Raw genomic sequence first — 26,409 nt, forward strand, 5'->3', positions numbered from 1 at the left:
ATTTATAGGTGGAAAAAGCCCTATTTATCTTTGATAGTGTCTTCTTCCTTCGGTAAAATATCAATCTGAGGTTTTTTGAGTACCTGTTTGTTGGCAATATTTCGTTCCAAGGAAAGAAGCAAAGATGGAAGTAGAATCAAATTTGCTAACATAGCAAAAAGTAATGTTGCTGAGACCAATCCACCTAAAGCCTTGGTACCCCCGAAACTGGAAATAATAAAAACGGAGAATCCGAAGAACAGAACTATGGATGTATAGAACATACTTACCCCTGTCTCACGAAGGGCTGCATACACCGACCTTTTTATATGCCATTTATGGGCAGCCAGTTCTTGTCGGTATTTTGCCAAGAAGTGTATGGTGTCATCCACGGAAATTCCAAAGGCGATGCTAAATACAAGTATAGTCGAAGGTTTTATGGGAACGCCTAAATACCCCATGAGTCCGGCGGTAATTACCAATGGTAAAAGATTGGGCACAAGGGAAATGACAATCATTCTGACCGAACGGAATAGATAGGCCATAAATAATGAAATCAAACCAATAGCAAGGGCTAAGGAGAGCATAAGGTTTTTTACCAGGTATTTGGTGCCTTTTAAGAATAACAGTGCCTTTCCTGTCATGAATACATTAAACCGGTCGGAAGGGAAAATTTTAGCAATGGCCTGTTGCATGTCTTTCTCAATTTCTTCCATACGGTCAATCTTAACATCACGCATAAAAGTGGTTACCCGAGCTGTTTGACCAGTACTGTCCACAAAACTTTCCAAAAGGTCCCCGTTGTTTTCCGATTTCCGGGCAACATCCATAATAAAGGTGTTCTCTTGGGAGGTAGGTAGTTGATAATATTTTGGAATACCACTATAAAAGGCCTGTTTTGAATATTTTACCAAGTTGACCAGTGATATGGGTTTTGATAGCTCTGGAGTTTCTTCGATTACAGTGCCCAAACGATCCATTCGTTTTAAGGTTGCAGGTTTTGATGCGCCATTCTTTCGTTTGGTATCCACCACAATTTCCATAGGCATAATGCCATCAAATTCTTCTTCAAAGAATCGTATATCCTTAAAATAATGTGTATCCTTCGGTAAGTCTTCAATACGACTTCCCGTGATTTCGATTTGATAAATTCCAATGATACTTAGGATGAGGACAATAACGGTGGTAATGTAAACTGCGATACGATGATGTCTTACCATACGCTCCATCCAATTGACAAAAAGGTCAATCCATTTTTTATTCAAATGTTTCAAGTGCTTGTTTTTGGGAAGCGGCATGAAACTGTAAAGTATGGGAATAATCAATAGAGAAAGAACGAAAATGCATAGGATATTAATCGAAGCTACGATACCAAACTCCCTTAATAGTTCACTGTCCAAAATGATAAAGGTGGCAAAACCAGAAGCCGTGGTAATATTGGTCATTAATGTGGCATTTCCTATCTTGGAAATAACCCTTTGCAAGGAAAGTGCTTGGTTTCCGTGTTTTTTGACCTCTTGCTGATATTTATTAATCAAAAAGATACAGTTGGGGATTCCGATGACAATAATCAATGGTGGAATCAAGGCTGTTAGGATGGTAATTTCAAACTGGAACAGGCCCAAAATACCCAAAGCCCACATCACTCCAATAATCACTACACACATGGAAATCAGTGTGGCTCGGAAACTCCTAAAAAAGAAAAAGAAAATAATTGAGGTCACCAGAAGAGCAGCTCCAACAAACAGCCCAATTTCATCTACAATGGCCTTGGCATTCCATGTTCGAATGTAGGGCATACCGGAAACTCGAACATCGAGGTTGGTTTCTTCTTCGAAGTTCTCGACCAAATCGGCCAAATCGTTTAAGATAAACTCATTTCGAACTGTGGTGTTCATAATGTCCTTATCCAAATACACTATGGTCTGTATAGTGCCACTTTCTGCATTATAGATAAGGTTGTCGTAAAATGGGAGCTGGTTAAAAAGATGGTCCTTAAGCTCATCCACCTCTCTTTTGGTTTTTGGCGCTTCTTTAATAAAAGGCTCCATCACGAAAGCTTGCTTTTCATTATCCTTTATAAGGACCTTAAGATTGTCTGTGGATACTACAAAATCAATTTCGGGAAATGCCTCAAATTGTTTGCTTAATTTGTTCCAACGATTGAATTTACTAGGGGTGAACAAGGACGAATCTCGTACTCCAAGAACTATAGCATTGCCTTCTTCGCCAAATATGCTTTTGAACTTATTGTATTGAACGGTGGCGGGATGATCATCAGGAAGTATATTGGCCTCGGTATTTGAAAACCTCATATGCTTCCACTGCAGTGCTAAAAAAACCGTACATGCAATAACACAGAGCAGAATCAGAATTCTGTTTCTTAGAATGATACGGGCGACCTTTGGCCAAAATCCTTTAGTAAGCTTAGCTACCATACCGGTTTTATTGGGCGCAAAGGTAGAAAATGATCGGTTGTGTTCCTAGGGAATGGAGAGGGATATGTCACAAGGTTAGACCTTCATGATTTCAGTTTCCTTAACCTCTAAAATGGCATCGACTTTTTTACCATAAGTATCCGTCAGTTCTTGGACATCGACTTCAGCATTTTTTAATCGGTCTTCAGAAATATCCAAGGATTTAAGTTCTTTATTTGCTTCTTGTCGAGCACTTCTAATACTAACCTTGGCGTCTTCTGCTTCTGATTTTGCTTGTTTCACCAATTGAACCCTGCGTTCCTCGGTAAGAGGAGGAACATTAATGATGATCATTTCACCATTGTTCATAGGATTAAAGCCTAGGTTTGAATTCATTATAGCAGTTTCTATTTCGGGAAGCATACTTTTCTCCCATGGCTGCACAGAAATTGTCCTTGCATCCGGGGTGTTGATGTTTGAAACTTGGGAAAGTGGTGTTTGGGAGCCATAATATTCGACCATCACCGTGGATAACATCACCGGGCTTGCCTTCCCAGCACGAATTTTAACCAAAGCCTTTTCCAAATGGGAAATACTGCCATCCATACTCTCCTTGGTGCTATCTAGTATAAAGCTTACTTCTTCTTCCATAATTTTAGAACTTTATTTGCTGCAATCAAACTGCATGCCAATTAAATATTCACTACGGTTCCTATATTTTCTCCTAAAACGATTTTCATAAGGTTCCCTCGTGTATTCATGTCGAACACAACAATAGGAAGCTCATTTTCCTGACTTAGTGTAAAAGCAGTGGTGTCCATTACTTTAAGTCCTTTGGAAAGCACTTCGTTAAAGGAAATACTATCAAATTTAGTTGCGGTTTTATCTTTTTCGGGGTCAGAGGTATAGATTCCATCCACTCTTGTGCCCTTTAGTATAACATCTGCCTTTACCTCAATAGCTCTTAAAACAGCTGCAGAATCTGTAGTGAAGTATGGATTTCCAGTTCCACCACCGAAAATTACAACCCTACCTTTTTCCAAATGGCGAATGGCCCTTCGACGGATAAACGGTTCTGCAACTTCATTAATTTTTACTGCGGATTGAAGTCTTGTCTCAACTCCTTGTATTTCCAAAGCGCTTTGCAATGCTAAACCGTTGATTACGGTTGCCAACATTCCCATATGATCCCCCTGAACTCTATCCATTCCCTGGCTAGCTCCGGAAAGTCCCCTAAAAATGTTGCCTCCACCTATTACAATGGCAACTTCAACTCCCTTTGCCACTACGGCCTTAATGTCCTCGGCATATTCTGCAAGCCGTTGGGCATCAATTCCATATTGTTGTTCGCCCATTAGGGCTTCTCCGCTTAATTTTAGTAAAATTCTTTTGTATTGCATTGAGGGTATCTTGAAGTCCGGACAAAAATAATCAAAATAATTTATGGCGAACTACTGTAAAAATAGATAGTTCAAGAATAATTTGAATAAAAAAATCATACATTCTGTAACCTTTTTAAAAAATGAAAGTATATCCTTCAAACAGCCAAAAATAGTATCCAATTGCATAGCCTAACCGACAATACATTAATGCTGAAAGTTAAAAATGGAGACTTGGATAAGTTGGGGTTGCTATATGAAAGGCATAAAAAAAGACTCTTTGGGTTTTTCTATAACCTTGGAAATAACCCATCGATCAGTGAAGACTTGGTTCAGAATGTTTTTATGCGCGTATTGAAATATCGGAAGTCGTACTCTGGTGAAGGTTCGTTTGCGGCGTGGTTGTTTAGCATGGCAAGGAATGTTCATTATGACCATCATAAAAGGAGTGCTAAGGAAAGCATTTCGCATGGAGTATCAGCAGATGACATAAAAGGTGAGACAGAGGACCATTTGAATGAGGAGTATCATAATGAAGGGAATAAGGCACTTTTGAAACATGCGTTGTCCTTGTTGCCCCATGAAAAAAGAGAGGTGCTCATTTTGAGCAAATACAGAGAGATGAAATTTAGTGAGATTGCCAAGGTTATTGGATGTTCGGAGGGAGCAGCCAAAGTTAGGGTGCATAGGGCCCTAAAAGACCTGAGAATAATTTTTTCACAATTGGAAATAGCATGAAATAATGAACAAAGAGCAGTTTGAAATACAGGCAATGGATTTTATATCCGGCAATATGTCCGAAAATGAAAAAAGAGAATTTGAAAACTTCCTTGATTCTAATCCGGAATATAAAACGGAATTTATGGAGTTGTCAGATACTTGGAAAGAAATTGATGCATTAGACGCGCCAAGACCATCCGAGGAAATGGATGAAACCTTCTTTTCCATGCTCAAGGAAGAAGCAGGGCGGACCAAAAGGAAAAACTCTTCTGAAGTTTTAATGAAATGGATATCAACCATCTTAAAACCACAACTCGCATATGGAGTTCTATTGTTGGGAATTGGTTTTGGGCTTGGCTTTTATATAAACTCGGCTAATGATTCAGATAGAACAACGGCTATAGTGGTAAATGAAGAGACAGAGGACGTAAGGCAAAAACTGGTGTTGACACTTTTGGAACAGCCTTCTGCAAACCAGAGGTTGCAAGGTGTAAGCGAAGCGAACAAGTTTAATGATGTTGATGAGACAGTGATCAAGGCGTTGCTTCAAACATTAAATCGGGATTCCAATGTAAATGTGAGGTTGGCTGCTGTGGAGTCTTTGACCAATTATGTTGGTAATCCATTGGTCAGACAAGGATTGGTTCAATCTATCCCGTTTCAAGAGTCGCCTATATTACAAATAACCCTAGCCAATTTAATGGTGGCCTTGCAAGAGAAAGCCTCTATTGAACCATTTAAGCAATTGTTGCAAAAAATGGAATTGGATACGACGGTGCAGAAAAAAATCAAAAAATCTATAGAATCAATTATTTAAATCAATCATTCCTTCGGGAATCAATCAAATCACGAACAGTCAAATTTTAAAAAGATGAAACAGTTAATTACAATGGCAATTTTTGCCTTTTTAGTGGGGGCACCGAATGCGAAAGCCCAACAGAAGAAATCTACGGAAAGGATTAAAAAAGAAATTTCGTTCTCTGAGAATGTAGGTAGGGCTTTGATCATAAGAAACGTTTTTGGGTCTATTTCCGTTGAGGGACATAGTGGAAATAAGGTTTTGGTAGAAGTTGAAAAAACAATCACTTCCGATAACACTCAAGGTTTGGAGTTGGGTAAACAGGAGCTGCAACTTAAGATTATTGAAGATAATAATGGTGTTATTTTGCATCCGGATGCACCATACATGGAGTTTGATGCAACTAATCTGAGTTATAGGTGGTGTAACAATAGTGAAGAATTGCCCTATGAGCACAGCTTGACATTTACCGTCAAAGTCCCGTACGACACTCAAGTTGATGTGGGTACGGTAAATAATGGAGAGGTTCTGGTGAAGAATACTAGAGGAAATTCGGTGAAGGCTCGAAATATAAACGGTGGAATTACATTGACAAACATTACTGGGAAAACAATGGTCAATTGTATCAATGGCCCTGTGAACATCTCCTATGCGAATAATCCAACAAGCGCTTCCGAGTACTATTCACTAAACGGAGACATCAACATTTCCTATCAAAAAGCATTATCGGCCAACATTTCTTTTAAAAGCATGAATGGCGAAATGTTCACGGATTTTGATATCAATAAACAGTTTATGAAAACCCAGAAAAAGTCGGGTGAAGTGAACAAACCCAAATACAAGTATGAAGCCAGACCAGTGGTTCAAATTGGAAACGGTCAGGTGGATTTCGATTTTGAAACACTAAACGGAAATGTATTCATCAAAAAAATATAAAGTCATGAAAAACTTCAAATTAAATATAGTATTGATAGCGATATTTTTAACAAGTACGCTGTCAGCGCAGGAAACCAGTGTCGATTTGTTTTCAATCCCTTTGAGTGATTCATCTGCCCCGGGAAAATTAATTATAAGCCAATTATCTGGGTCAATCGATGTTGTGGCATATAACGGGAAAGAAGTAGTGATAAAGGCTTCTTTCAAAAACAAAAAGGAACATTACGGTAAGGAACACAAACGAGATGGGATGAAAAGAATTGAAAACTCATCTTTGGATATTAGTGCTGAGGAAAACAACAATGTGGTTCGGGTGGTTAACGAACAATGGAATAAGGTTACGAATTTAGAAGTAAAAGTTCCTAAGAATTTTTCTCTTAAACTATCCACCGTAAATGATGGTAACATCTATGTGGAAGGGGTTAGCGGTGAAATGGAAATTACCAATGTGAATGGTGAGATTACATTGAAGTCGGTCAGCGGTTCTGCTTCGACTGACACTGTAAATGGAGATATCAAAGCTGATTTTAATAGTATCTCAAATGATGCGAATATGGCTTTTAGTAGCTTGAACGGGGATTTGGATATCACTTTTCCGAATACATTGAAGGCAGATGTGAAGGCGAAATCGGATATGGGTGAGATCTATACTGACTTTGATATGCAAGTTTCAGCCAATAAACCTGAAGTCAATAAGAATGACTCTTCAGGAACTTATAAGGTTAAGATAGAGCAGTGGGTGAGGGGTAAGATAAATGGAGGCGGACCTGAAATGTTGTTCAAAACATTTAATGGGGATATCTTGATTAAATCAAAATAGGATTACTTGACGGCATAAAAAAACCGCTACTTACTGTAGCGGTTTTTTTATTTTATATGCCTTTGGCTTATCCCAAAGCAACTCTTGAAAATCCAGTAACTTCTAAACTAGAATCTACAGATTTTACATATTGAGCTACACTTTGCTTGCTATCTTTAATGAAAGCTTGGTTCACCAAAGTGTTGTCTTTAAAGAAACGCTTTAGTTTTCCTTTGGCAATATTGTCGAGCATAGCTTCTGGTTTGCCTTCTTGACGTAATTGATCTTTAGCAATCTCAATCTCCTTGTCAATAACTGACTGATCAACTCCTTCTTCGTTCAAAGCTACAGGATTCATTGCAGCAGCTTGCATTGCAACATCCTTAGCAGCGGCAGCGGCACCATCAACGGCAGCTGACAAACCAACCAAAGTGGCAATTTTGTTACCAGCATGAATGTAAGAACCTACAAACGGAGCACTCAATTTTTCAAATCCACCGATTTCAATTTTCTCACCAATTACACCTGTTTGCTCGGTCAGTTTTTCTGCAACTGACATTCCATTGTAAGAAGCAGCTAGAAATACATCTTTGGAATCAAAATCCAAAGCTAAGGCAGCCAATTCGTTTGCAAGAGTTACAAACGTTTCGTTTTTTGCAACAAAGTCTGTCTCGCAGTTCAAAGAAATGATTACTCCGGTAGAGTTATCAGAACTTACTTTAGCGATAGCAGCACCTTCAGAGGAATCTCTATCCGCTCTTTTGGCAGCTACTTTCTGACCTTTTTTTCTAAGGATTTCTATTGCTTTATCAAAATCACCATCTGCTTCGACCAAAGCATTTTTACAATCCATCATACCGGCTCCGGTACTCTTTCTTAATTTATTTACTTCTGCGGCGGTAATCTTAGCCATTTTTTCTCTATTTAAAAATTTGTATCAAGTAAAACACTTATTAAGTGTTTTGTTTTAGGTCAATATTAAATGAAGGTTGGTTTATTCAACTCCCCCTTTAGCATTATCTTGCCATTCTTTTAGTTCGTCCCATTTTCCATCAGCAGCCATTTGGGCTTGCTTAGGCCATGAAGTAGGATCTAAATGTGCCATTCTAGAACTGGCTTCTGTCAAGATTTCCTTGATTTTTTCAGGGTCAGCTTTTGCCAATTTTGCAAAAGTGTCTATCCCACTGCTCACCAATGCTTCTGCAGCTTTAGGTCCAGCACCTTCAATTTTGGTTAAATCGTCAGCTTTGGCTGCAGTTTTAGCTTTAGCTGGCTTTGGAGTTTCCTTTTTTGGTTCTTCCTTTACCTCTTCAGCAACTTCTTCTTTGGCAGCAACTACCTCTTCTTTAACCTCCGCTTTTGGTTTTTCCTCTACTGGAGCTTCTTCTTTTGCAGGTTCAGCTTTTGCTTTGGGTGCTTCCTTTGCAGGAGCTTCTTTGGCTTCAGTACCTTTTTCCTCTTGCTTTTCGTTTTTACGTTCAGCCAAACCTTCTGCTACCGCTTTGGTAACTTCAGTCATAACGGCTTCGATAGACTTACCTGCATCGTCATTTGCTGGAATCACATAGTCAATTGGCCTAGGGTCAGAGTTGGTATCCACCATTGCAAAAATTGGAATATTCAATTTTTGAGCTTCTTTGACCGCAATGTGTTCACGCATGGTATCTACAATGAAAATTGCACCAGGTAAACGAGTCATGTCGGCGATGGAACCTAAGTTCTTTTCTAATTTTGCACGCAAACGATCAACTTGTAATCTTTCTTTTTTAGAAAGTGTATTAAATGTTCCATCTTTCTTCATGCGATCGATAGCGGCCATTTTCTTAACGGCTTTACGGATGGTAACAAAGTTGGTCAACATACCACCGGGCCATCTCTCAGTGATGTAGGGCATGTTTACATTGGATACTTTTTCTGCAACAATATCCTTTGCTTGTTTCTTAGTAGCTACAAAAAGAATTTTTCTTCCGGACGCAGCTATTTTTCTAAGTGCCTCGTTGGCCTCTTCAATTTTAGCTACGGTTTTGTAGAGATTGATAACGTGGATTCCGTTACGCTCCATATAGATGTAAGGAGACATGTTTGGATTCCACTTTCTTGTTAGGTGTCCAAAATGCACACCAGCTTCGAGTAAGTCTTTGACTTCAATTTTACTTGCCATTTTTTTGTAATTAGTTTACGTTCCGTTGTATTAGCAATGGATTGGTGGTTGCAAACTTTGCGCGCCCTACCCATTTAGATGCTAAACTAAATTCCAAAAAGTCGATTCTTTGCTCTTTGGAACAACGACAACTTGGTTAAAAATATAACCCTGAAAATTTTCAGGGTTTTCAATGAACTTAATCCTAAAACAGGTCTAGGATGTTTTATAATAGATACCGAAAACAAATTCGGTATAATATTAACGTTTAGAGAACTGGAATTTCTTACGGGCTTTCTTCTGACCGAATTTCTTTCTTTCCACCATTCTTGGGTCTCTAGTTAGAAGACCTTCAGGTTTAAGAACTGTTCTATTCTCTTCATCTATTTCACACATTGCTCTTGACAATGCCAAACGAACTGCTTCTGCCTGACCAGTGATTCCTCCACCATATACATTTACTTTAACATCGTAAGTATCTTCAGTATCCGTTAAGGCAAAAGGTTGCTTTACTTTATATTGCAATGTAGCCGTTGTAAAGTATTCGTTTAAATCCTTTTTATTGATGGTAATGTTGCCTTTTCCTTCGGAAACATATACCCTTGCTACAGCAGTTTTTCTTCTGCCAATCTTATGAACCACTTCCATTATTTGTAGTCGTTTAAGTTTATTGCTTTTGGTTTTTGCGCTTCTTGACCGTGCTCAGCACCGGCGTACACCTTTAGGTTTCTGAACAAATCAGCTCCCAATTTGTTTTTTGGAAGCATTCCTTTAACGGATTTTTCAATAATACGTTCCGGTTGCTTGCTCAACAATTCTTTGGCTGAAGTAGAGCGTTGTCCTCCTGGGTATCCAGTGTATCTTAGATACTCCTTATCCTCCCATTTGTTGCCAGATAAATTGATTTTCTCCGCATTGATAACAATAATGTTGTCACCACAATCTACATGGGGAGTAAAATTTGGCTTATGCTTTCCTCTAAGTAACTTCGCTACTTTTGATGCCAACCTTCCTAACGTTTGTCCCTCAGCGTCAACCAACAACCATTGTTTGTCAACGGTAGATTTATTGGCAGAAATAGTCTTATAACTTAATGTGTCCACTTCTATAATAGTATTGAATTAAAAACCTATCCCGATAAACGGGCTGCAAATGTACAATTATTAGATTGAATTACAAATGGTTGATTTGGAATTTTTTTGCTTTTCCTGGAAGAATGTAATTATCAAAGCTAAGTTGTTAAAATTACAAGGATTTAAGTTAAAAAAAACAAAAACGATAAAGAAGTGTAACGCTTTTGTTTTTTATTGGTCTTTACATCAACCAACATCCAAAAACGAACAGTGTGAAAAGATTGTCCATCCTAATCGCATTGCTTTTAATTTCATCAGTAATAAAAGCTCAGGATAGCACCAACGTAGTTCCTAAAAAAATATACGTTACCAAAACAATTGCTCAAGAAGCACCCCCAGTTATAGATGGGCTGTTAAATGATAGCTCCTGGAACCTTGTAGAGTGGACCGGGGATTATATTGAACTTCAACCGGACGAAAATACTCCACCTAGCTATCAGACCCGTTTCAAAATACTATATGATATCAATTACTTATATATAGGTGTCCGCTGTTTTGATGCCAAACCTGATGAAATTGAAAAACGACTTTCCAGAAGGGATGGTTTTGATGGGGATTGGGTTGAGTTTAATATTGATAGCTATCATGATAAAAGAACTGCTTTCTCATTTACAGTAACCGCAGCTGGAGTAAAGGGAGACGAATTTATATCCCAGAATGGCAACAATTGGGACCCGAGCTGGAATCCTATCTGGTACACCAAAACCAATATTGATGAAGAAGGTTGGACAGCTGAGTTGAAAATTCCCTTAAGTCAGTTAAAATTTGGAAACTCGGAAAATCAGGTTTGGGGATTGCAGTCGACTCGAAGGTTTTTTAGAGAGGAAGAGCGTTCCCTGTGGCAACGTAACCCCGTGGATTCCCCCGGTTGGGTAAGTGAGTTTGGAGAATTGCATGGACTTAAAAACTTGGAATCTCAACAACAATTGGAAATACAACCCTTTATGGTGAATCAATCGGATAATTATCCGGCAGAGGATAGCAATCCTTTCCGTGATGGTAACGATTTTAAACTCAATGGAGGTTTGGATGCCAAAATTGGGATAACCAATGATCTTACATTGGATTTAACCGTGAACCCTGATTTCGGACAAGTGGAAGCTGACCCGAGTGCTATTGCTCTGGATGGATTCCAGATTTTCTTTCAAGAACAACGGCCATTTTTTGTGGAGAATAAGAATATTTTCGATTACCAATTTGCCAATGGTAACGATAATGTTTTTTATAGCAGACGAATCGGCAGAAGTCCGCAAGGATCGCCTGATATAGAAGATGATGAGTTTTTAGACCAGCCTACCAATACAACAATTTGGGGAGCTGCAAAGTTTTCTGGGAAAACCAAAAATGGATGGTCTATAGGTCTCTTGGAAAGCGTCACCGGAAAAATGTATGCCGAAATCGATAATAACGGCGAACGACGAGAAGAACTTGTGGAGCCCCTAACCAATTATTTGGTCGGAAGATTACAGAAAGACTTCAACAATCGTAATTCATATATCGGCGGAATTTTCACAATGACCAATCGAAGATTGGAAGGAAATCTTGATTTCCTGCATAAGTCAGCTTATACAGGTGGCATGGACTTTAAACATAACTGGAAAGAACGAAATTATTATGTCGAGGGCAATATGGTACTTAGTCATATCGAAGGTAGTCCAGAAGCTATAACCGAAACCCAGGAGAGTATAACCCATTTGTTTCAAAGAACGGATGCAGGTCATGTAAGTGTAGATGAAAATCGAACATCCTTGTCCGGCACAGGAGGTAAGTTGGAAATTGGAAAAGCAGGAGGTGGTAACTGGCGTTATAATTTGGGGGGCATTTGGCGTTCCCCGGAACTGGAGTTAAATGATGTTGGTTTTTTAAGACAGGCCGATGAGATTATACAATATTCCAATCTTAGATATTTGTTTTTAAAGCCCACTGACTTTTACAGGAGGGTGAATTTAAGTCTTGAGCAGTTCTCTACATATGATTTTGACGGGAACTATAATCGCATTCAGTATCAGTTCGAGGGATTCATCAACTATAAAAATAATTGGTGGACCGAGGTTGGAATGGGGCATAAACCTCATATTTTTTCGAACACCGTCCTCCGAGGTGGACCTCGATGGAGATGGTCCAATGAGAATTTTTATTATGCATTTTCGGGTACCGACCAGCGAAAGAAATTCAACATGACCCTTGGTTATGTGTTAAGTCGGGCACGTGAAAACAATTTCCAATTTAATCGCTACGTAGTTCGAATGCGATATCAACCCTTTAACGCACTCAATTTATCTTTGGTGACAGAGTATCGTAAAAATCCCAACAAAACGCAATATGTTGATGAAGTTGATTTTAATGGTACTCCAAGATATATTCTAGGAAATATTGACCAGCGAACTTTTTTTACTTCGCTGCGGTTTAATTATAGTATCAACCCGAACATGAGCATTCAATATTATGGCCAGCCATTTATCTCAAGGGGAACCTACAATAACTTCAATTTTGTAAATAACCCTATTGCGGAATCACTCTCCGAAAGAGTAAGTCTTTACAATCAAAATCAGCTTTCGAGATCCACAGATGGTGAAACTTTTTTTGTGGATGAGGATTTAGATACCCAGACGGATTATGAATTTGACGACCCAGACTTTGCCTTTGTACAGTTTCGTTCCAATTTGGTATTTCGATGGGAATACATTCCAGGTTCCGAATTGTTTTTGGTATGGTCGCAGGGGCTAACTGGGTCAGGAGACCCAATGGATTCGTTGGGAAGTAACCTTGACAATCAGATTTTTGGACAACAGGCTGACAATACCTTTTTAATTAAAGCCACCTATAGGTTTATTCTTTAGCTTTTAGGATGAAAGCAATTTTTCCAAGGCAGATACTAAGGCCTCGTTGGCTTCTGAATCACCAATGGTAATTCTTACTTTTCCAGGTGCGCCAAATTGTGATACGGGACGTACCATAACTCCTTTTTCCATTAGAAAATCTGCAAATTCAAACTCAGGAATTGGTGGGTCTACCAAAAAGAAATTTGCTTGGGTGGGCCAGTACTTTATTTCTAGCCTATCAAAAGCTTTGGAAAGAAAGTCGCGTCCCTCCAAAACGGTTGTAACAGTGCTATCTATGAATTCATGATCATTTAGTGCTCCAATAGCGGCCTCAGTCGAAGTATGTGGAAGTAAAAAAGGTTTGTGTATTTGTCTGATATATTGAGCAATTGTTGTTGTGGTATAGCAATATCCAATCCGTTGTCCGGCCAAACCGTAGGTTTTTGAAAAACTGTTGATTGCAATTAGGTTATGCCCTTCTTTCACATAAGGTAAACCTGAAATATAATCCTCTGCGTCTGCAAAATGACGATAAACCTCATCTAGAACCACAACAATGTTTTTTGGAATGCTAGATAAAAAGGCATCAAGTACATCTTTTGGGATGTAAGTTCCCGTTGGATTATTGGGACTAGTCAGAAAGATAATTTTTGTTCGGTCGGTAATAGCTGCCAGCATTTCTTCAACATCCAACGCATAATCTGATTCCTTTAAGGGAATATCCACTTGTTTGGCACCATACCATCTTGAAAAAACAGAATAGGGTAGAAAACAAGGATTGGAAAAAATAACCTCATCACCTTCATTGATGAAAGCTCTCAGAATCATATCAATAATTTCGGAGCCGCTATTTCCACAAATGAACTGATCTTCCGAAAGTTGTCCATTAAAGTCCTTAACTAAGGCTTTTCGCAACCGAATATCAGTCTGATCAGGATAAACATGAACATTTTTAGCTGCTTCTATCAAGGCTTCCGTGGCTTTGGGTGATTGCCCAAGCGGATTTTCATTGGAAGAAAGCTTATAGATTTTCTGTCCACTATTGGATGGAATGCCCTTGCCTCCTTCGTAGGCCTTTTTGGGTTGCAAATAGGATTTAAAAATAGATTCGATTTCCTTACTCATTAACGTAGTTGTTCGGCATAAATTAAGATGGCCAGTGCTTTTTTGGTGTCGTTTTCATGCAATACCTGTTGCGCTACCCAATGCAGTTCGTTTGTAAGCTTTTTTGGATTGTCTTTTAATTTTTTGGAGAGCATTCTAATTTCATCATCTTTTGCGATTTCCGCTATCTCACCATTGGAAGGAAGCTGCTCCATATTTCCGAGACGACCAAGGTTATTTCCTGTTAGGACGTCACTATTACGAATTCCTTCTGGCAATTGATCAACGCCAATACCTTTGGTGCGTATGGGTTTTGGAATTTCGAAGAGTGAATCTCCACTTGCTCTGGTATACCAACTGCCGCCCATTCTGCCCACCAAATCCAGTTTTAAAGGGTCTAAGTTGCCATCGTCATCCAAGAAATCTGAATTGATATGAATAAGCTCTACCTTGGCTAATATCAAATTACCCGCTCCTGGAGTATCTGCCAATTCAATGACTTCAGTAACACTACATTCAAAAGACACCGGTGCTTCTGCCACACGTGGTGGACGAACCTTTTCACTGGCAATCTCAGTCAATCCGGATTTTACAAATTCATTTACTCCTTTTTCATAAGCAGTACTTGCCAAAGACATTTGCTCAACCAATGGAAAATCAACAATATTGATGACCACTTCAGGAACTTCTTTCACATTTTGGTGCGAATGCTTTAATGAATTATCCCTTCCGCTTCGCGAAGGGGAGAAAATCATCATAGGTGGATTGGAGCTGAATACATTGAAAAAACTGAAAGGACTAAGATTCACGTTGCCTTCAGCATCAATAGTGCTCGCAAAACAAATAGGTCTAGGTGCAACTGCTGATAGCAAATACGCATGTAAATCCGGTTGTGGAATGGCTGTTGGATCTATGGTTTTTATTGTGGACATTTAGTGTTCTTTGATTATGCTAAGATAAAACCTATTTCGCAGGAAATACTTTAGCGGAAACTTCACCAAAACCAACGCGTTTTCCATCCTTTTCAGCATAACCTCTCATGGTTACCGTGTCTCCATCCAATATGAACTTGCGCTCAGAGCCATCCTTCATTTGTAATGGTTTGGTCCCCATCCAAGCCAATTCCAACATGGAGCCGTATGATTTCTCATCTTTTCCAGAAATAGTGCCGGAACCGTAGAGATCACCAATATTTATGTTGCATCCGTTAACCGTGTGATGAGCCAATTGCTGGGCCATGTTCCAATACATATATTTAAAGTTGGAGTGACAGACCACAGCTTCTTCACTTCCCTCGGGAGTTATACCCACTTCAAGGTTGATGTCGTAATTTTTTGTTCCTTCAAATTCTAAATAAGGAAGAACTGCTGGATTCTGTTCAGGTCCAGAAACGCGGAATGGATTAAGAGCCTCCAAAGTAACAATCCATGGTGAAATATGCGATGCAAAGTTTTTAGCCAAAAAGGGTCCCAATGGAACATATTCCCATTTTTGAATATCTCGGGCAGACCAATCGTTGAGCAACACCATTCCGAAGATATAGTCCTCGGCATCAGTGGTGGAAATAGAGTCACCTAGGTTGGTGTTTTTTCCAGTGATAAAACCCATTTCAAGTTCAAAATCCAAGCGTTGTGAAGGTCCAAAAACTGGTGTTTCAGAATCTTTGGGCAATGTTTGTCCTTTTGGTCTGTGAATTGGTTCCCCGCTAGCTACAATAGAACTTGTCCTACCGTGATATCCGACAGGAATGTGTTTCCAGTTGGGCATTAGTGCTTTTGCAGGGTCGCGAAACATGGTGCCCACGTTGGTGGCATGTTCAATACTGGAATAGAAGTCCGTATAGTCACCAATATATACAGGCATATGCATTTGAGCTTCGGATTGAAGCACAAAAAGCTCAGGTTTTCCAGCTAATACAGAGTCTTCTTCTTGTAGCCAATGCTGAATATTTTTTCGAACTCTATTGGTTATTTCCTTACCAAGGGAAATGAAATCGTTAAGGACCTCTTTTTCAAGGACTGCTGTATTGAAGTCGAATACATCCAGCTCGGCCAAAGCGGCCAAATCCAAAATATGCTCACCTACGGCAACCCCGGCTCTAGGGTTTCTATCTGAGGTGGAGAAAATCCCGAAGGGAATATTGTGAATTGAAAAATCTGAGTTTTCAGGTATGTTTATGATCATATTATATTTTATGTCCTTCCTGCGAAGACAGGAATCTGTTTTTTATTGAAGGATTCCCATCTTCATGGGAATGACAATTTGTGTTTTAGACTATTCTACCCAAGATTTATAGTAACTGCCATCATCAATATTTAATGCATTCTCCGTTACTTGTAATGGTTTAAAGGTGTCAATCATTACAGCTAATTCCAAAGTTTCCTTTTTACCAATGCTTGCTTCATATGTTCCAGGGTGGGGGCCATGTGGAATTCCAGCTGGATGCAACGAAATATGACCTTTGTCAATATTGGTCCTGCTCATAAAATCTCCATCCACATAGTATAACACTTCATCAGAGTCAATATTGGAGTGATTGTAAGGAGCAGGAATAGCCTTTGGATGATAATCATATAACCTAGGACAGAATGAGCATATTACAAAAGCATCCGTCTCAAAAGTTTGATGCACTGGTGGCGGTTGATGTACGCGACCTGTTATCGGCTCAAAATTATGGATGGAAAATCCGTAAGGATAATTGTATCCATCCCAACCTACAACATCAAAAGGGTGTGTTGCGTAAACCAAGTTGTGCAACATACCTTGCTTTTTAACCTTAATCAGGAAATCTCCTTTTTCGTCATAAGTTTCCAAATCTTGAGGCAACTTATAATCACGCTCGCAAAAGGGAGAGTGCTCTAATAGTTGACCAAACCAATTTCGATAGCGTTTAGGAGTGTAAATTGGACGAAAAGATTCTGAATACAAGATTCGATTGTCTTCAGTATCAAATTCTATTTGATAAATCATACCCCTTGGAATGATGAGATAATCTCCATATTCAAAAGGAATGTTCCCTACAAAGGTTCGCAATGTTCCGGACCCTTTATGAATAAATAACATTTCATCTGCATCTGCATTTTTGTAGAAATAAGATGTCAATGATTTTCTAGGAGCAGCAAGTCCAATATGAACATCACTATTTACCAAAAGTGGTTCCCGGGCTTCCAAGAAATCATCCTTTGGAGCTACATCAAACCCAATGAGTTTTCTTGAGGTGATATTTTTCTCAACCGCTATTTTGGGCCTTACATCAACGGCTTTTCCAATTTCTTTGACCTGTGTAGGTCTATGATTTTGGTAAAGCAAAGAGGACATCCCGTCAAAACCAATGGTACCGAACAACTGTTCATAATATAGACCTCCATCGGGCTTTGTAAATTGGGTATGTCTTTTCTGCGGAATTTTTCCGAGTTTATGATAAATGGGCATAGTCGTTTTTTAAGTTTAAACTCAAGCTTAAAAAATAAGTTCAATATATGTGGAACTTTGAAGTATGCTTTAGTGGAGCGTACCCCTTACCTCTTGTTCACGCTCAATAGCTTCGAACAGTGCCTTAAAGTTACCTTTTCCAAATGATTGTGCGCCCTTTCTTTGGATAATTTCAAAGAACATTGTTGGTCTTGGTTCAACCGGACGTGTGAAAATCTGAAGCAAATAGCCCTCATCATCCCGGTCTACCAATATACCCAACTCTTTTAATGGAGCAATATCTTCATCAATTTTACCGACTCGGTCGGTAACGGCATCATAATAGGTATCTGGAACGCGCAAGAACTCAACGCCTCTACTTTTTAGTTGTCTTACTGTTGATATAATGTCGTCGGTGGCAACTGCGATATGCTGTACGCCTTCGCCTTCATAAAAATCGAGGTATTCTTCCACCTGCGACTTTTTCTTTCCTTCGGCGGGTTCGTTTATCGGAAATTTGATACGACCATTCCCGTTGCTCATTACTTTGCTCATAAGCGCAGTGTACTCTGTTGAAATGTCATCATCATCAAAAGAAAGGATATTCACAAATCCCATGACATTTTCGTAGAACTCCACCCAATGGTTCATTTGGTTCCAATCAACGTTTCCTACCATATGATCTACATACTTTAGACCTATTGGTTCAGGATTGTAATCTGGCGTCTCCCATTTCTTGAATCCCGGCATGAAAACCCCATTATAATCTTTACGTTCTACAAAAACATGAACGGTCTCTCCATAGGTGTAAATCCCGGATCGTACAACTTTTCCGGTTTCGTCTTCTTCGGTAATAGGTTCCATGTAGGATTTGGCTCCCTTTTCCATGGCGGTGTTATATGCATATGTGGCATCATCTACCCATAAAGCAACTACTTTAACACCATCGCCGTGTTGATCAATATGACGACCAATGTCGGTACCGCTTTTTAGAGGTGAAGTTAAAACCAAGCGAATCTTGTCTTGAACCACCACATAGCTTTCCCTGTCTTTTAAACCAGTTTCCAATCCAGCATAAGCCATCGATTGAAATCCGAAAGCGGTTTTATAAAAATGTGCAGCCTGTTTGGAATTGCCAACATATAGTTCCAAATAATCGGTTCCGTTTATGGGCATAAAATCTTTGGCTGCATCGTGCAATTTGGGTAATGTAGATGTTTCCATAGGTGCTGTGTATTTAAAATTTAATTATAATATTGTTGTTGATGCAACAAAAATAGTAATTTTGAAATGATTTTAGGGTGGGTTAGGGCAAATTATTGTTAAAATTGTCCTTCGAAACTTATCGTAAGCTTGTTAAGTCCAGTTTAGCTATAATTATGTGCCTTCCCCCTCAACAAGTTTAGCACGATAGAAAAGTATGTATGCTCAATCATATTGATGAAATATCAGGAATTGGTTTACACCTAGATTTGGTGCTCCGGAAGGTGCAAGATGCCTATTTGAAGAAGTTCAAGGAATTGAACATTGATCTAACCATTGAGCAATGGGTAATTCTTTATCGCATCCATCAACTGAGCAATGATGTTTCCCAGTCAGACATTGTAAAATCCAATTTTAGAAATCGGGCCACTACATCACGGGTTATTGGCGGGTTGGAACGAAAAGGATGGATAACTAAAACCCGATTTGAAGGGGACCTGAAACGTTTTAAGCTGGAATTGACCTCCAAAGGAAGGGAAGTGATAGGGACTGTTGAGCCGCATGCTAATCTGTTGCGTAAACAAGCAATTAAAGGATTGGATACCAAAGAGTTTGAAATCTTTTTACGGGTCTTGGACCAAATAGGGGAGAATTATAATGGTTGATTTCGACAGTAGTTTTCTTCTCTATTATGACATTTTACCATAGAAAAAGAGGAGTGTAGTTGAATATGGGTAAAATAGCATAGCTAATGGACAATCCAAACCATTTTTGGTTTTGGAAATGAACTGAATTTTGCAGTATTAAATTAAAAAACTGTTTCAATATGAAAAAGTTAGTTCATTACCCTCATGTATGGCAGGCGTATCCTTTTTCAATGGATATGTTTGCACATTTTGAGAAAGAGGCCCGTCGTCAAGAAAGTGAAAAAAGTGTAGACAAAAAACGGGTAAAAAAGGAAAGAAAGTCAAAGCTAAAGCTAGCTTTTGGCTGGTAACTCAAATTGAATAAACTGTTAAAAGGCGCCATATGGCGCCTTTTTTGATTTTTACTCTATCCTTCCGTCATGAAAACCGGCTCGTTTCCATGTTCCATTTTCATAAACCCAAATGTTGGTGATGCGATATTGATTTTTTTTAGTTCCCATGCTATCCCTAGCAACAACAGTTACTCTGCCTGTTACCAAGGCCGAATTGCCATGGTGTTCAATCTTGGTTTCATCCAATTCGTACTGTAAAACTTCAATGGCTCCTGATTTTAAATCCTTGTTTCTCTTTTTCAAATAATTGAACCAATCTGTTTTACCAATGACCCTCGAACTACTATTGGTATGAAGATAATTTTCTGTAGTCATAGCATCTAAAACCTCAAGATTTCCTTCAGCAAAAGCCGTATTGAATTTTTCAATGGAGATTGCAAGTTTCTCAGGTTCGGATGAGCGTTTGGTCTGACAATTAGCAAGGCATAAGCCTAAAACGATTATAATCAATCTGCTTAACTTCATGCCTAAGAATTTAATGTGCCTCCAACCAATTATCTCCCATGCCTACTTCAACATCCAAGGGCACCGCCAATGTATAGGCATTTTCCATTTCCGTTTTGATTAAGGCCTTAACCTCTTCCAATTCCGGTTTATAGGCATCGAATACCAATTCATCATGCACTTGAAGCAACATTTTGGTTTTGTACTCACCTTCGGAAAGTTTTTTGTGAATGTTGATCATGGCTATTTTAATAATATCTGCTGCACTACCTTGAATCGGTGCATTCACTGCATTTCGCTCAGCAGCTCCCCGCACTACTTGGTTACCTGCATTGATATCCTTCAGATATCTACGTCTACCCAAAACAGTTTGTACGTAGCCATTGTCTCTCGCAAAATCGACCTGTTCACCCATATAGTTACGCAGTTTTGGATACGTTTTGTAATAGGTTTCAATGAGCTCTTTGGCCTCGGAACGGCTCAAATCAGTCTGATTGCTCAATCCAAAAGCTGATACACCATATATGATTCCGAAATTCACTGTTTTGGCATTTCCTCGCTGCTCTCGAGTCACCTCATCTATCGGAACATTAAATACTCTAGATGCTGTCGAAGCATGAATGTCCTCACCATTTTTAAAAGCTTCAATCATCGTGTCCTCCTCACTTAGCGCTGCAATGATACGAAGCTCAATTTGAGAGTAATCCGCCGCAAGTAAGGTGTAATTTTCGTCTCGTGGAATAAAAGCTTTGCGTACTTGACGTCCTCGTTCAGTTCGTATCGGAATGTTTTGCAAGTTGGGATTATTGCTACTTAGCCTACCTGTCGCTGCCACCGTTTGCATATAATCAGTGTGCACCCGACCACTGTGTTGCTGCACTTCATTGGGCAACGCATCGACATAGGTGCTCTTAAGTTTGCTTAATCCCCTAAAATCCAAAACGTTTTGAATGATTTCATGGTCTTTGGCCAAATAGGAAAGTACATCCTCAGCAGTTGAATATTGACCTGTTTTCGTCTTTTTAGGTTTGTCAACTAGTTTTAGCTTGTCAAACAAAATTTCTCCCAATTGTTTTGGTGATGCAATATTGAATTCTTGACCAGCTGCATCATAGATTTTTTGCTCCAAGGATTTGATATCCTGGTTAAGCTCTGTGGAAAGGTTATTTAAAAAGTCTTGGTCCAGATTAATACCTTCGGTTTCCATATCTGCCAAAACCCGCAGTAACGGAACTTCTATGTTTTGAAAAAGCTCATCAGTCTTGGCATCGGCAAGCTCTGGCCTAAAATGTTGGGCCAATTGCAAGGTAATGTCAGCATCTTCAGAAGCATATTCCTTTTGTTTTTCCAAAGGAACCTGTCGCATGCTCAGCTGATTTTTACCTTTTTTGCCAATGAGTTCTGTAATGGAAACTGGAGTATAATTCAAATAGGTTTCGGCCAATACATCCATATTATGCCGCATATCTGGATTGATGAGGTAGTGGGCCAACATGGTGTCAAAAAGTTGCCCTTTTACTTCAATACCGTAGTTTTTCATCACCTTGATGTCATACTTCAAGTTCTGACCAATTTTTTCAATGCCCTCCGATTCAAAGAAAGGCCGAAGCTGTTCCAAAATTTCCGATGCTGCCTCTTTTTCCTCTGGAATGGGAACATAAAACCCTTTTTTGGCTTCCCAACTAAATGCAATGCCTACAAGTTCTGCTTCCAATGGATTTATGGAGGTGGTCTCTGTGTCAAAACAAACCGAAGTTTGTTGCATCAGTTTTTTTATGAATAGTTTTAGTCCTAGGCCAGGTAGAATACTCTGGTATAAGTGTGAGACATCTGAAACGGTATTTCGACTAGACACATCTTTGATGGTCGCAGGGGCATCGGCCGGGTTTCCACCAAAGAGACTAAACTGTCCACTGCCTGCAGCTTGAGGCTTTTCAGGGGTCTTTTGAACTTGTGGGCTAGATTCCGGTTCGGCGGGCTCTTCGGAGAAGATTTTAATGAACTGTTCTTTTAATCTCCTAAACTCAAGCTCCTCAAAAATTTGCTGCACTTTCGTCCCATCTGGTTCGGACATTTCATAATCATCGGCATTGAAGGTAACATCACAATCAATTTTGATTTCTGCCAACTTTCTTGAGAGTCGACCCAACTCAGCATTTTGCTCCACTTTCTCCTTCATCTTGCCCTTCAATTGGTCTGTATTGGCTAAAAGCCCTTCCATATCTCCAAAATCTGCCAGGAATTTTTTTGCCGTTTTGTCACCGACACCGGGAAGACCGGGAATGTTATCACTGGCGTCCCCCATCATTCCCAAATAGTCAATAACCTGCTCTGGGCGTTCTACTCCAAAGCGCTTTTGTACTTCCGGGATTCCCCAAATTTCGATTCCATTTCCCATCCTGGCAGGTCGGTACATAAAAATGTTTTCCGATACCAATTGGCCAAAATCCTTATCCGGGGTAACCATAAAAACTTTATAATCTTCTTTTTCGGCTTGTTTGGCCAAGGTGCCTATGATGTCATCGGCTTCGTATCCTGCAAGCTCTACCACTGGAATCTGCATGGCCTTTAGAATATTTTGAATATAAGGCACAGCAATTCGGATGGCATCCGGAGTTTCATCTCGGTTGGCTTTGTAGTCTTCAAATAGTTCTGTGCGCTCAACGCTACCCCCTTTATCAAAGCATACTGCTAAATGGTCTGGCTTTTCACGTTTGATCACATCAAACAAAGAATTTACAAACCCCATGATTGCTGAGGTGTCCATTCCTTTGGAATTGATTCGAGGATTCTTTATTAAGGCGTAATATCCCCTAAAAATCAAAGCGTAGGCATCAAGGAGAAAAAGTCGTTTTTGGTCAGACATAATATTGTAGTCAATTAAAAATTTTCGATTGAAGAATCTTAAAAGTAGAAAAAAGAATCAAGTTGATATGGGTTTAAAAAGGATACATTTTATTCTTTTTGATAAAAACTATGTACCTGTTTGTTTTCATGACCTTTTTCGGAATATTCGCGATAGGTAAACCCTGGATGCACGCAATAGCCTCCAGTTTCACCTTGCTTGTTAATAGCCAAAAAACCTATCTGGAAATCCTTGCGTCCCTCATTCTTTTTCATGATGCGCTTTACACCTTCCTCACAGGCTTCTTGCGGGCTTTTTCCTTGACGCATCAATTCAACAATCAAAAAACTGCCAACTGTACGGATGACTTCTTCACCCACTCCAGTTGCCGTGGCACCTCCGACTTCATTGTCTACATACAATCCAGCCCCAATTATGGGTGAATCGCCAACACGACCTGCAACCTTGTATGCCATTCCGCTAGTAGTACAAGCTCCGGCAATGTTTCCGTTTTTGTCAATGGCCAACATTCCGATGGTGTCATGGTTTTCTATGTTGATGGTAGTTTCATAGTTGGATGTTTTCCTCCACTCTTCATATTGTTTCCGTGTGCTTTCCGTTAATAAGTCGGTTTTTTTAAACCCCTTTTCATAGGCAAACTTTTCCGCACCCCTTCCAGCTAGAATAATATGGGGAGTTTCTTCCATTACTTTCCTGGCCACCGAGACCGGATGTTCAATATTCTGTAAATACACAACCGAGCCGCAATTACCATCTTTGTCCATAATACAGGCATCCAAAGTTACATTGCCATCCCGATCAGGACGTCCACCTTTTCCAACAGTTTCATTGGTGACATCAGACTCTTCAACCATGACACCTTGTTCAACAGCGTCCAGTGCATTACCATCATTTTTCAGCACATCCCATGCTTTTGCCGTAGCATTCATAAAGTTCCAAGTACAAATGGCAATCGGTTTTGTAGCTGCCGTCACTACTGCTACATTTTCGGGTTTGCTTTCGGTCTTGCATGAGGCTAAAACAGGTGCTGACATGAGTCCTGCAGTAGTAAGCCCTGATTTTTTAAGAAATTTGCGTCTTTGCATGGTTTGGATGTTTATTTTTAGTCCTGCTAAAGATAGCAATATGCTTGTAGAAGTTTGTGCCAACTCACTTGAATCTGCCCTTGTTGCCCAAGAAGCTGGAGCTGACCGTATTGAGCTTTGCAGCGAGTTGGGGGTAGGTGGAATTACTCCGTCCTATGGATTGATTGAAGCGGTTCGAAATCAACTCAGTATTCCTGTACATGTGCTGATTAGACCCCGCAGTGGCCATTTCACTTATTCTGATTTTGAGTTTGAAGTAATGCAAAAGAATATCGCTTTATGCAAACAAATGGGGGTGGATGGAATTGTTTCTGGAATACTCAAACCTGATTTTAGCTTGGATATGGACCGAACATCGGTTTTGCTCGAAGCATCAGGCTCCATGAAATTTACTTTTCACCGAGCATTCGATTGGGTTAGAAAACCTATAGAAACATTGGAACAATTAAATACAATTGGAGCTGATTATGTTTTGACTTCTGGTCAGGAATCTTCTGGCACAAAGGGTTTGAGTTTGCTAAAAGAGTTAAATGATTTATCAAAAGGTACGATTGTAATGGCAGGTGGAGGTGTACGACTTGATAATTGCGAAAAATTTAAGGCAGCCGGACTGCGGGCCATTCACCTTTCTGGAACATCCTTTGGAAATGAAGTAACCATTTCGGGTAAAGTTCCAATGAATTCGGAAACTCATTTGCAGGAATATCAAGTAGCTGTAACAAACTTGGACAAGGTTCGTCAAATTGTACGCAGCGTTAAATAATCGCTAAATAATTCAGTTCCAGAACTAAAGAAATATCTTTGTAAAAAAGCAATTGCATGCCCCGATTTTTAATTATTCTGTCCATAATTTATATTGTTTCAGCCATTTATGGTTTTCAGGGGTTTAAAACCCTTTTTAAAAATGTATGGCTTCATTGGGCCTATGGATTGCTCTTTTTAGGAGCTTTGGCCAATTTCTTAATTCGTGTGCTTAACTACACCCCAGGAGATGGTATAAGGGGACAGATTGCCAATGCGGGTGGGATTTTCTTTTCGTTTTTGTTGCTTGGATTGGTATTTGGAATCTTTCTATTGCTTGAAGATATCGTTCGATTGTTTGTATTTGGATACAACAAAATAGCTGGGCTATCAGAAACCCAGACCCAATTTTTCCCTTCTCGTCGAAAATTTATCAGTGGAATTGCTCTTGGGATTGCTGCATTGCCATTCGGTGCCTTGCTCTATGGAATGTACAGGGGTAAATACAACTACAAGGTATTGAAGTATCAACTTGAGTTTGACGATTTGCCCGATGCTTTTGATGGTTATAAAATCACCCAGATTTCAGATGTGCACAGCGGTAGCTTTGATAATCGAAAAAAAGTGTCTTATGGCATTGATTTGATTAATGAACAACAAAGCGATGTTATTCTTTTTACCGGAGATATGGTAAATGATAAGGCTGAGGAAATGAAACCATGGGCGGATTTATTTGGAACCCTTGAAGCTAAGGATGGGAAGTACTCGATACTAGGAAACCATGATTATGGAGATTATACTCAATGGGAATCGGATGAAGCCAAAGCTGAAAACCTAGTTGACCTAAAGAATTTGCAAAAAGAAATGGGCTTTGATCTCTTGCTGGATACACATCGCTACTTAGAAAAAGATGGACAACGAATTGTTTTGTTGGGTGTTGAGAATTGGGGTAGAGGTGGATTTAAAAAAGCTGGAGATCTTGAAAAAGCAAAAACCGGCATTTCCAAGGATGATTTTAAAATATTGATGAGCCATGATCCATCGCATTGGGAAGATGTTGTTATCAAAGATGACTATCACTTCCAGCTTACCCTAAGTGGACATACCCATGGCATGCAGTTCGGAGTAGAGATTCCTGGATGGGTAAAATGGAGTCCGGTAAAATGGCGTTACAAGTATTGGGCGGGCGTTTATGAAGAGCTGGGGCAGTTCATTAATGTAAATCGTGGCTTTGGATTTATAGGTTATCCAGGTCGTGTCGGGATTTGGCCTGAAATCACTGTGATTACCCTTAAAAAGAAAGGTTTAACCTAAATTTAACGCCGTTCCTTTCCTTATAAAAACGGACTTCAGTAAAATTTTAACAAATTTTCTTACTTTTGGTTGGTAAAC

At 39.5% G+C, this 26,409-nt stretch carries 24 protein-coding genes; 9 read left to right on the forward strand and 15 right to left on the reverse strand.

All coding sequences use genetic code 11. From position 1 onward, the window contains the following. Window positions 1-20: 20 nt before the first annotated feature. The 3 genes from ACOKFG_RS06115 to pyrH form a co-directional block, all read right to left on the reverse strand. On the reverse strand, window positions 21-2,417 hold the full coding sequence (locus ACOKFG_RS06115; RefSeq protein ID WP_298794022.1) for an efflux RND transporter permease subunit: 2,397 nt from the start codon (window positions 2,415-2,417) through the stop codon (window positions 21-23). A 75-nt stretch (window positions 2,418-2,492) separates the two neighbouring features. Then, the gene (gene frr, locus ACOKFG_RS06120; RefSeq protein WP_298794023.1) at window positions 2,493-3,047 is read right to left on the reverse strand and encodes a ribosome recycling factor; all 555 of its coding nucleotides are present in this window, start codon (window positions 3,045-3,047) and stop codon (window positions 2,493-2,495) included. A 41-nt stretch (window positions 3,048-3,088) separates the two neighbouring features. Continuing rightward, complete coding sequence (gene pyrH, locus ACOKFG_RS06125) at window positions 3,089-3,796, reverse strand: UMP kinase (protein ID WP_298794024.1); 708 nt, start codon at window positions 3,794-3,796, stop codon at window positions 3,089-3,091. 189 nt (window positions 3,797-3,985) lie between these two features. Here pyrH and ACOKFG_RS06130 point away from each other — a divergent pair, with 189 nt between their 5' ends. Genes ACOKFG_RS06130 through ACOKFG_RS06145 form a run of 4 tightly spaced genes read left to right on the forward strand, consistent with a single transcriptional unit; the run spans window position 3,986 to window position 7,050 of the window. Next, window positions 3,986-4,513: an RNA polymerase sigma factor gene (locus ACOKFG_RS06130; RefSeq protein WP_422862038.1), complete on the forward strand. Its 528-nt coding sequence runs from the start codon at window positions 3,986-3,988 to the stop codon at window positions 4,511-4,513. 4 nt (window positions 4,514-4,517) lie between these two features. Continuing rightward, window positions 4,518-5,312, forward strand: a complete 795-nt coding sequence (locus tag ACOKFG_RS06135; protein ID WP_422862039.1) for a hypothetical protein — start codon at window positions 4,518-4,520, stop codon at window positions 5,310-5,312. 54 nt (window positions 5,313-5,366) lie between these two features. After that, the gene (locus ACOKFG_RS06140; RefSeq protein ID WP_422862040.1) at window positions 5,367-6,230 is read left to right on the forward strand and encodes a DUF4097 family beta strand repeat-containing protein; all 864 of its coding nucleotides are present in this window, start codon (window positions 5,367-5,369) and stop codon (window positions 6,228-6,230) included. A 4-nt stretch (window positions 6,231-6,234) separates the two neighbouring features. Continuing rightward, on the forward strand, window positions 6,235-7,050 hold the full coding sequence (locus tag ACOKFG_RS06145; RefSeq protein WP_299175024.1) for a DUF4097 family beta strand repeat-containing protein: 816 nt from the start codon (window positions 6,235-6,237) through the stop codon (window positions 7,048-7,050). Window positions 7,051-7,117: 67 nt separating this feature from the next. Here ACOKFG_RS06145 and tsf read toward each other — a convergent pair whose 3' ends face one another. The 4 genes from tsf to rplM all read right to left on the reverse strand — a co-directional run bounded on the left by tsf (window position 7,118) and on the right by rplM (window position 10,272). Next, entirely contained in the window at window positions 7,118-7,942 is an 825-nt protein-coding gene (tsf, locus tag ACOKFG_RS06150; RefSeq protein ID WP_422862041.1) for a translation elongation factor Ts, read from the reverse strand. An 81-nt stretch (window positions 7,943-8,023) separates the two neighbouring features. After that, the gene (gene rpsB, locus ACOKFG_RS06155; protein WP_422862042.1) at window positions 8,024-9,190 is read right to left on the reverse strand and encodes a 30S ribosomal protein S2; all 1,167 of its coding nucleotides are present in this window, start codon (window positions 9,188-9,190) and stop codon (window positions 8,024-8,026) included. A gap of 240 nt (window positions 9,191-9,430) precedes the next feature. Then, entirely contained in the window at window positions 9,431-9,817 is a 387-nt protein-coding gene (gene rpsI / locus ACOKFG_RS06160) for a 30S ribosomal protein S9 (RefSeq protein ID WP_422862043.1), read from the reverse strand. Beyond that, window positions 9,817-10,272: a 50S ribosomal protein L13 gene (gene rplM, locus ACOKFG_RS06165; RefSeq protein ID WP_298794037.1), complete on the reverse strand. Its 456-nt coding sequence runs from the start codon at window positions 10,270-10,272 to the stop codon at window positions 9,817-9,819. Before rplM ends, rpsI begins: the two co-directional genes overlap by 1 nt. Before the next feature lie 242 nt (window positions 10,273-10,514). Here rplM and ACOKFG_RS06170 point away from each other — a divergent pair, with 242 nt between their 5' ends. Continuing rightward, window positions 10,515-13,142, forward strand: coding sequence for a DUF5916 domain-containing protein (locus tag ACOKFG_RS06170; protein ID WP_422862044.1), 2,628 nt, complete (start codon window positions 10,515-10,517; stop codon window positions 13,140-13,142). Between the two features lie 3 nt (window positions 13,143-13,145). On the opposite strand, the gene hisC is transcribed toward ACOKFG_RS06170, so the two are convergent. The 5 genes from hisC to hppD all read right to left on the reverse strand — a co-directional run bounded on the left by hisC (window position 13,146) and on the right by hppD (window position 18,863). Further along, window positions 13,146-14,249 (reverse strand): histidinol-phosphate transaminase, encoded by a 1,104-nt coding sequence (hisC, locus tag ACOKFG_RS06175; protein ID WP_422862045.1) that lies wholly within the window; start codon window positions 14,247-14,249, stop codon window positions 13,146-13,148. Then, window positions 14,249-15,160 carry a flavin reductase family protein gene (locus ACOKFG_RS06180; RefSeq protein WP_422862046.1) on the reverse strand — a complete coding sequence of 304 codons (912 nt, stop codon included), beginning with the start codon at window positions 15,158-15,160 and terminating at the stop codon, window positions 14,249-14,251. Before ACOKFG_RS06180 ends, hisC begins: the two co-directional genes overlap by 1 nt. A gap of 31 nt (window positions 15,161-15,191) precedes the next feature. Next, complete coding sequence (fahA, locus tag ACOKFG_RS06185) at window positions 15,192-16,412, reverse strand: fumarylacetoacetase (RefSeq protein WP_422862047.1); 1,221 nt, start codon at window positions 16,410-16,412, stop codon at window positions 15,192-15,194. A gap of 90 nt (window positions 16,413-16,502) precedes the next feature. Further along, window positions 16,503-17,660, reverse strand: coding sequence for a homogentisate 1,2-dioxygenase (locus ACOKFG_RS06190; RefSeq protein ID WP_422862048.1), 1,158 nt, complete (start codon window positions 17,658-17,660; stop codon window positions 16,503-16,505). Window positions 17,661-17,729: 69 nt separating this feature from the next. Then, a complete protein-coding gene (hppD, locus tag ACOKFG_RS06195) occupies window positions 17,730-18,863 on the reverse strand; it encodes a 4-hydroxyphenylpyruvate dioxygenase (protein ID WP_422862049.1) in 1,134 nt (377 codons plus the stop codon). A gap of 200 nt (window positions 18,864-19,063) precedes the next feature. On the opposite strand from hppD, the gene ACOKFG_RS06200 reads away from it, so the two are divergent. Together ACOKFG_RS06200 and ACOKFG_RS06205 are read left to right on the forward strand one after the other, a co-directional pair. Then, window positions 19,064-19,507: a MarR family winged helix-turn-helix transcriptional regulator gene (locus ACOKFG_RS06200; protein ID WP_422862050.1), complete on the forward strand. Its 444-nt coding sequence runs from the start codon at window positions 19,064-19,066 to the stop codon at window positions 19,505-19,507. A gap of 161 nt (window positions 19,508-19,668) precedes the next feature. Beyond that, the gene (locus ACOKFG_RS06205) at window positions 19,669-19,839 is read left to right on the forward strand and encodes a hypothetical protein (RefSeq protein WP_422862051.1); all 171 of its coding nucleotides are present in this window, start codon (window positions 19,669-19,671) and stop codon (window positions 19,837-19,839) included. A 51-nt stretch (window positions 19,840-19,890) separates the two neighbouring features. On the opposite strand, the gene ACOKFG_RS06210 is transcribed toward ACOKFG_RS06205, so the two are convergent. The 3 genes from ACOKFG_RS06210 to ACOKFG_RS06220 all read right to left on the reverse strand — a co-directional run bounded on the left by ACOKFG_RS06210 (window position 19,891) and on the right by ACOKFG_RS06220 (window position 24,276). Beyond that, window positions 19,891-20,346: a nuclear transport factor 2 family protein gene (locus ACOKFG_RS06210; RefSeq protein WP_422862052.1), complete on the reverse strand. Its 456-nt coding sequence runs from the start codon at window positions 20,344-20,346 to the stop codon at window positions 19,891-19,893. A gap of 10 nt (window positions 20,347-20,356) precedes the next feature. Next, a complete protein-coding gene (polA, locus tag ACOKFG_RS06215; protein ID WP_298794057.1) occupies window positions 20,357-23,191 on the reverse strand; it encodes a DNA polymerase I in 2,835 nt (944 codons plus the stop codon). An 89-nt stretch (window positions 23,192-23,280) separates the two neighbouring features. Then, window positions 23,281-24,276 (reverse strand): N(4)-(beta-N-acetylglucosaminyl)-L-asparaginase, encoded by a 996-nt coding sequence (locus tag ACOKFG_RS06220; protein ID WP_298794059.1) that lies wholly within the window; start codon window positions 24,274-24,276, stop codon window positions 23,281-23,283. A 40-nt stretch (window positions 24,277-24,316) separates the two neighbouring features. On the opposite strand from ACOKFG_RS06220, the gene ACOKFG_RS06225 reads away from it, so the two are divergent. Both ACOKFG_RS06225 and ACOKFG_RS06230 read left to right on the forward strand, forming a co-directional pair. Further along, the gene (locus tag ACOKFG_RS06225) at window positions 24,317-25,039 is read left to right on the forward strand and encodes a copper homeostasis protein CutC (RefSeq protein WP_299487918.1); all 723 of its coding nucleotides are present in this window, start codon (window positions 24,317-24,319) and stop codon (window positions 25,037-25,039) included. Between the two features lie 56 nt (window positions 25,040-25,095). Then, a complete protein-coding gene (locus ACOKFG_RS06230) occupies window positions 25,096-26,331 on the forward strand; it encodes a metallophosphoesterase (RefSeq protein ID WP_299487916.1) in 1,236 nt (411 codons plus the stop codon). The last annotated feature ends 78 nt before the right edge of the window (window positions 26,332-26,409 follow it).

The organism is Flagellimonas rhodophyticola, assembly GCF_049332665.1.
Classification (GTDB): Bacteria; Bacteroidota; Bacteroidia; order Flavobacteriales; family Flavobacteriaceae; genus Flagellimonas.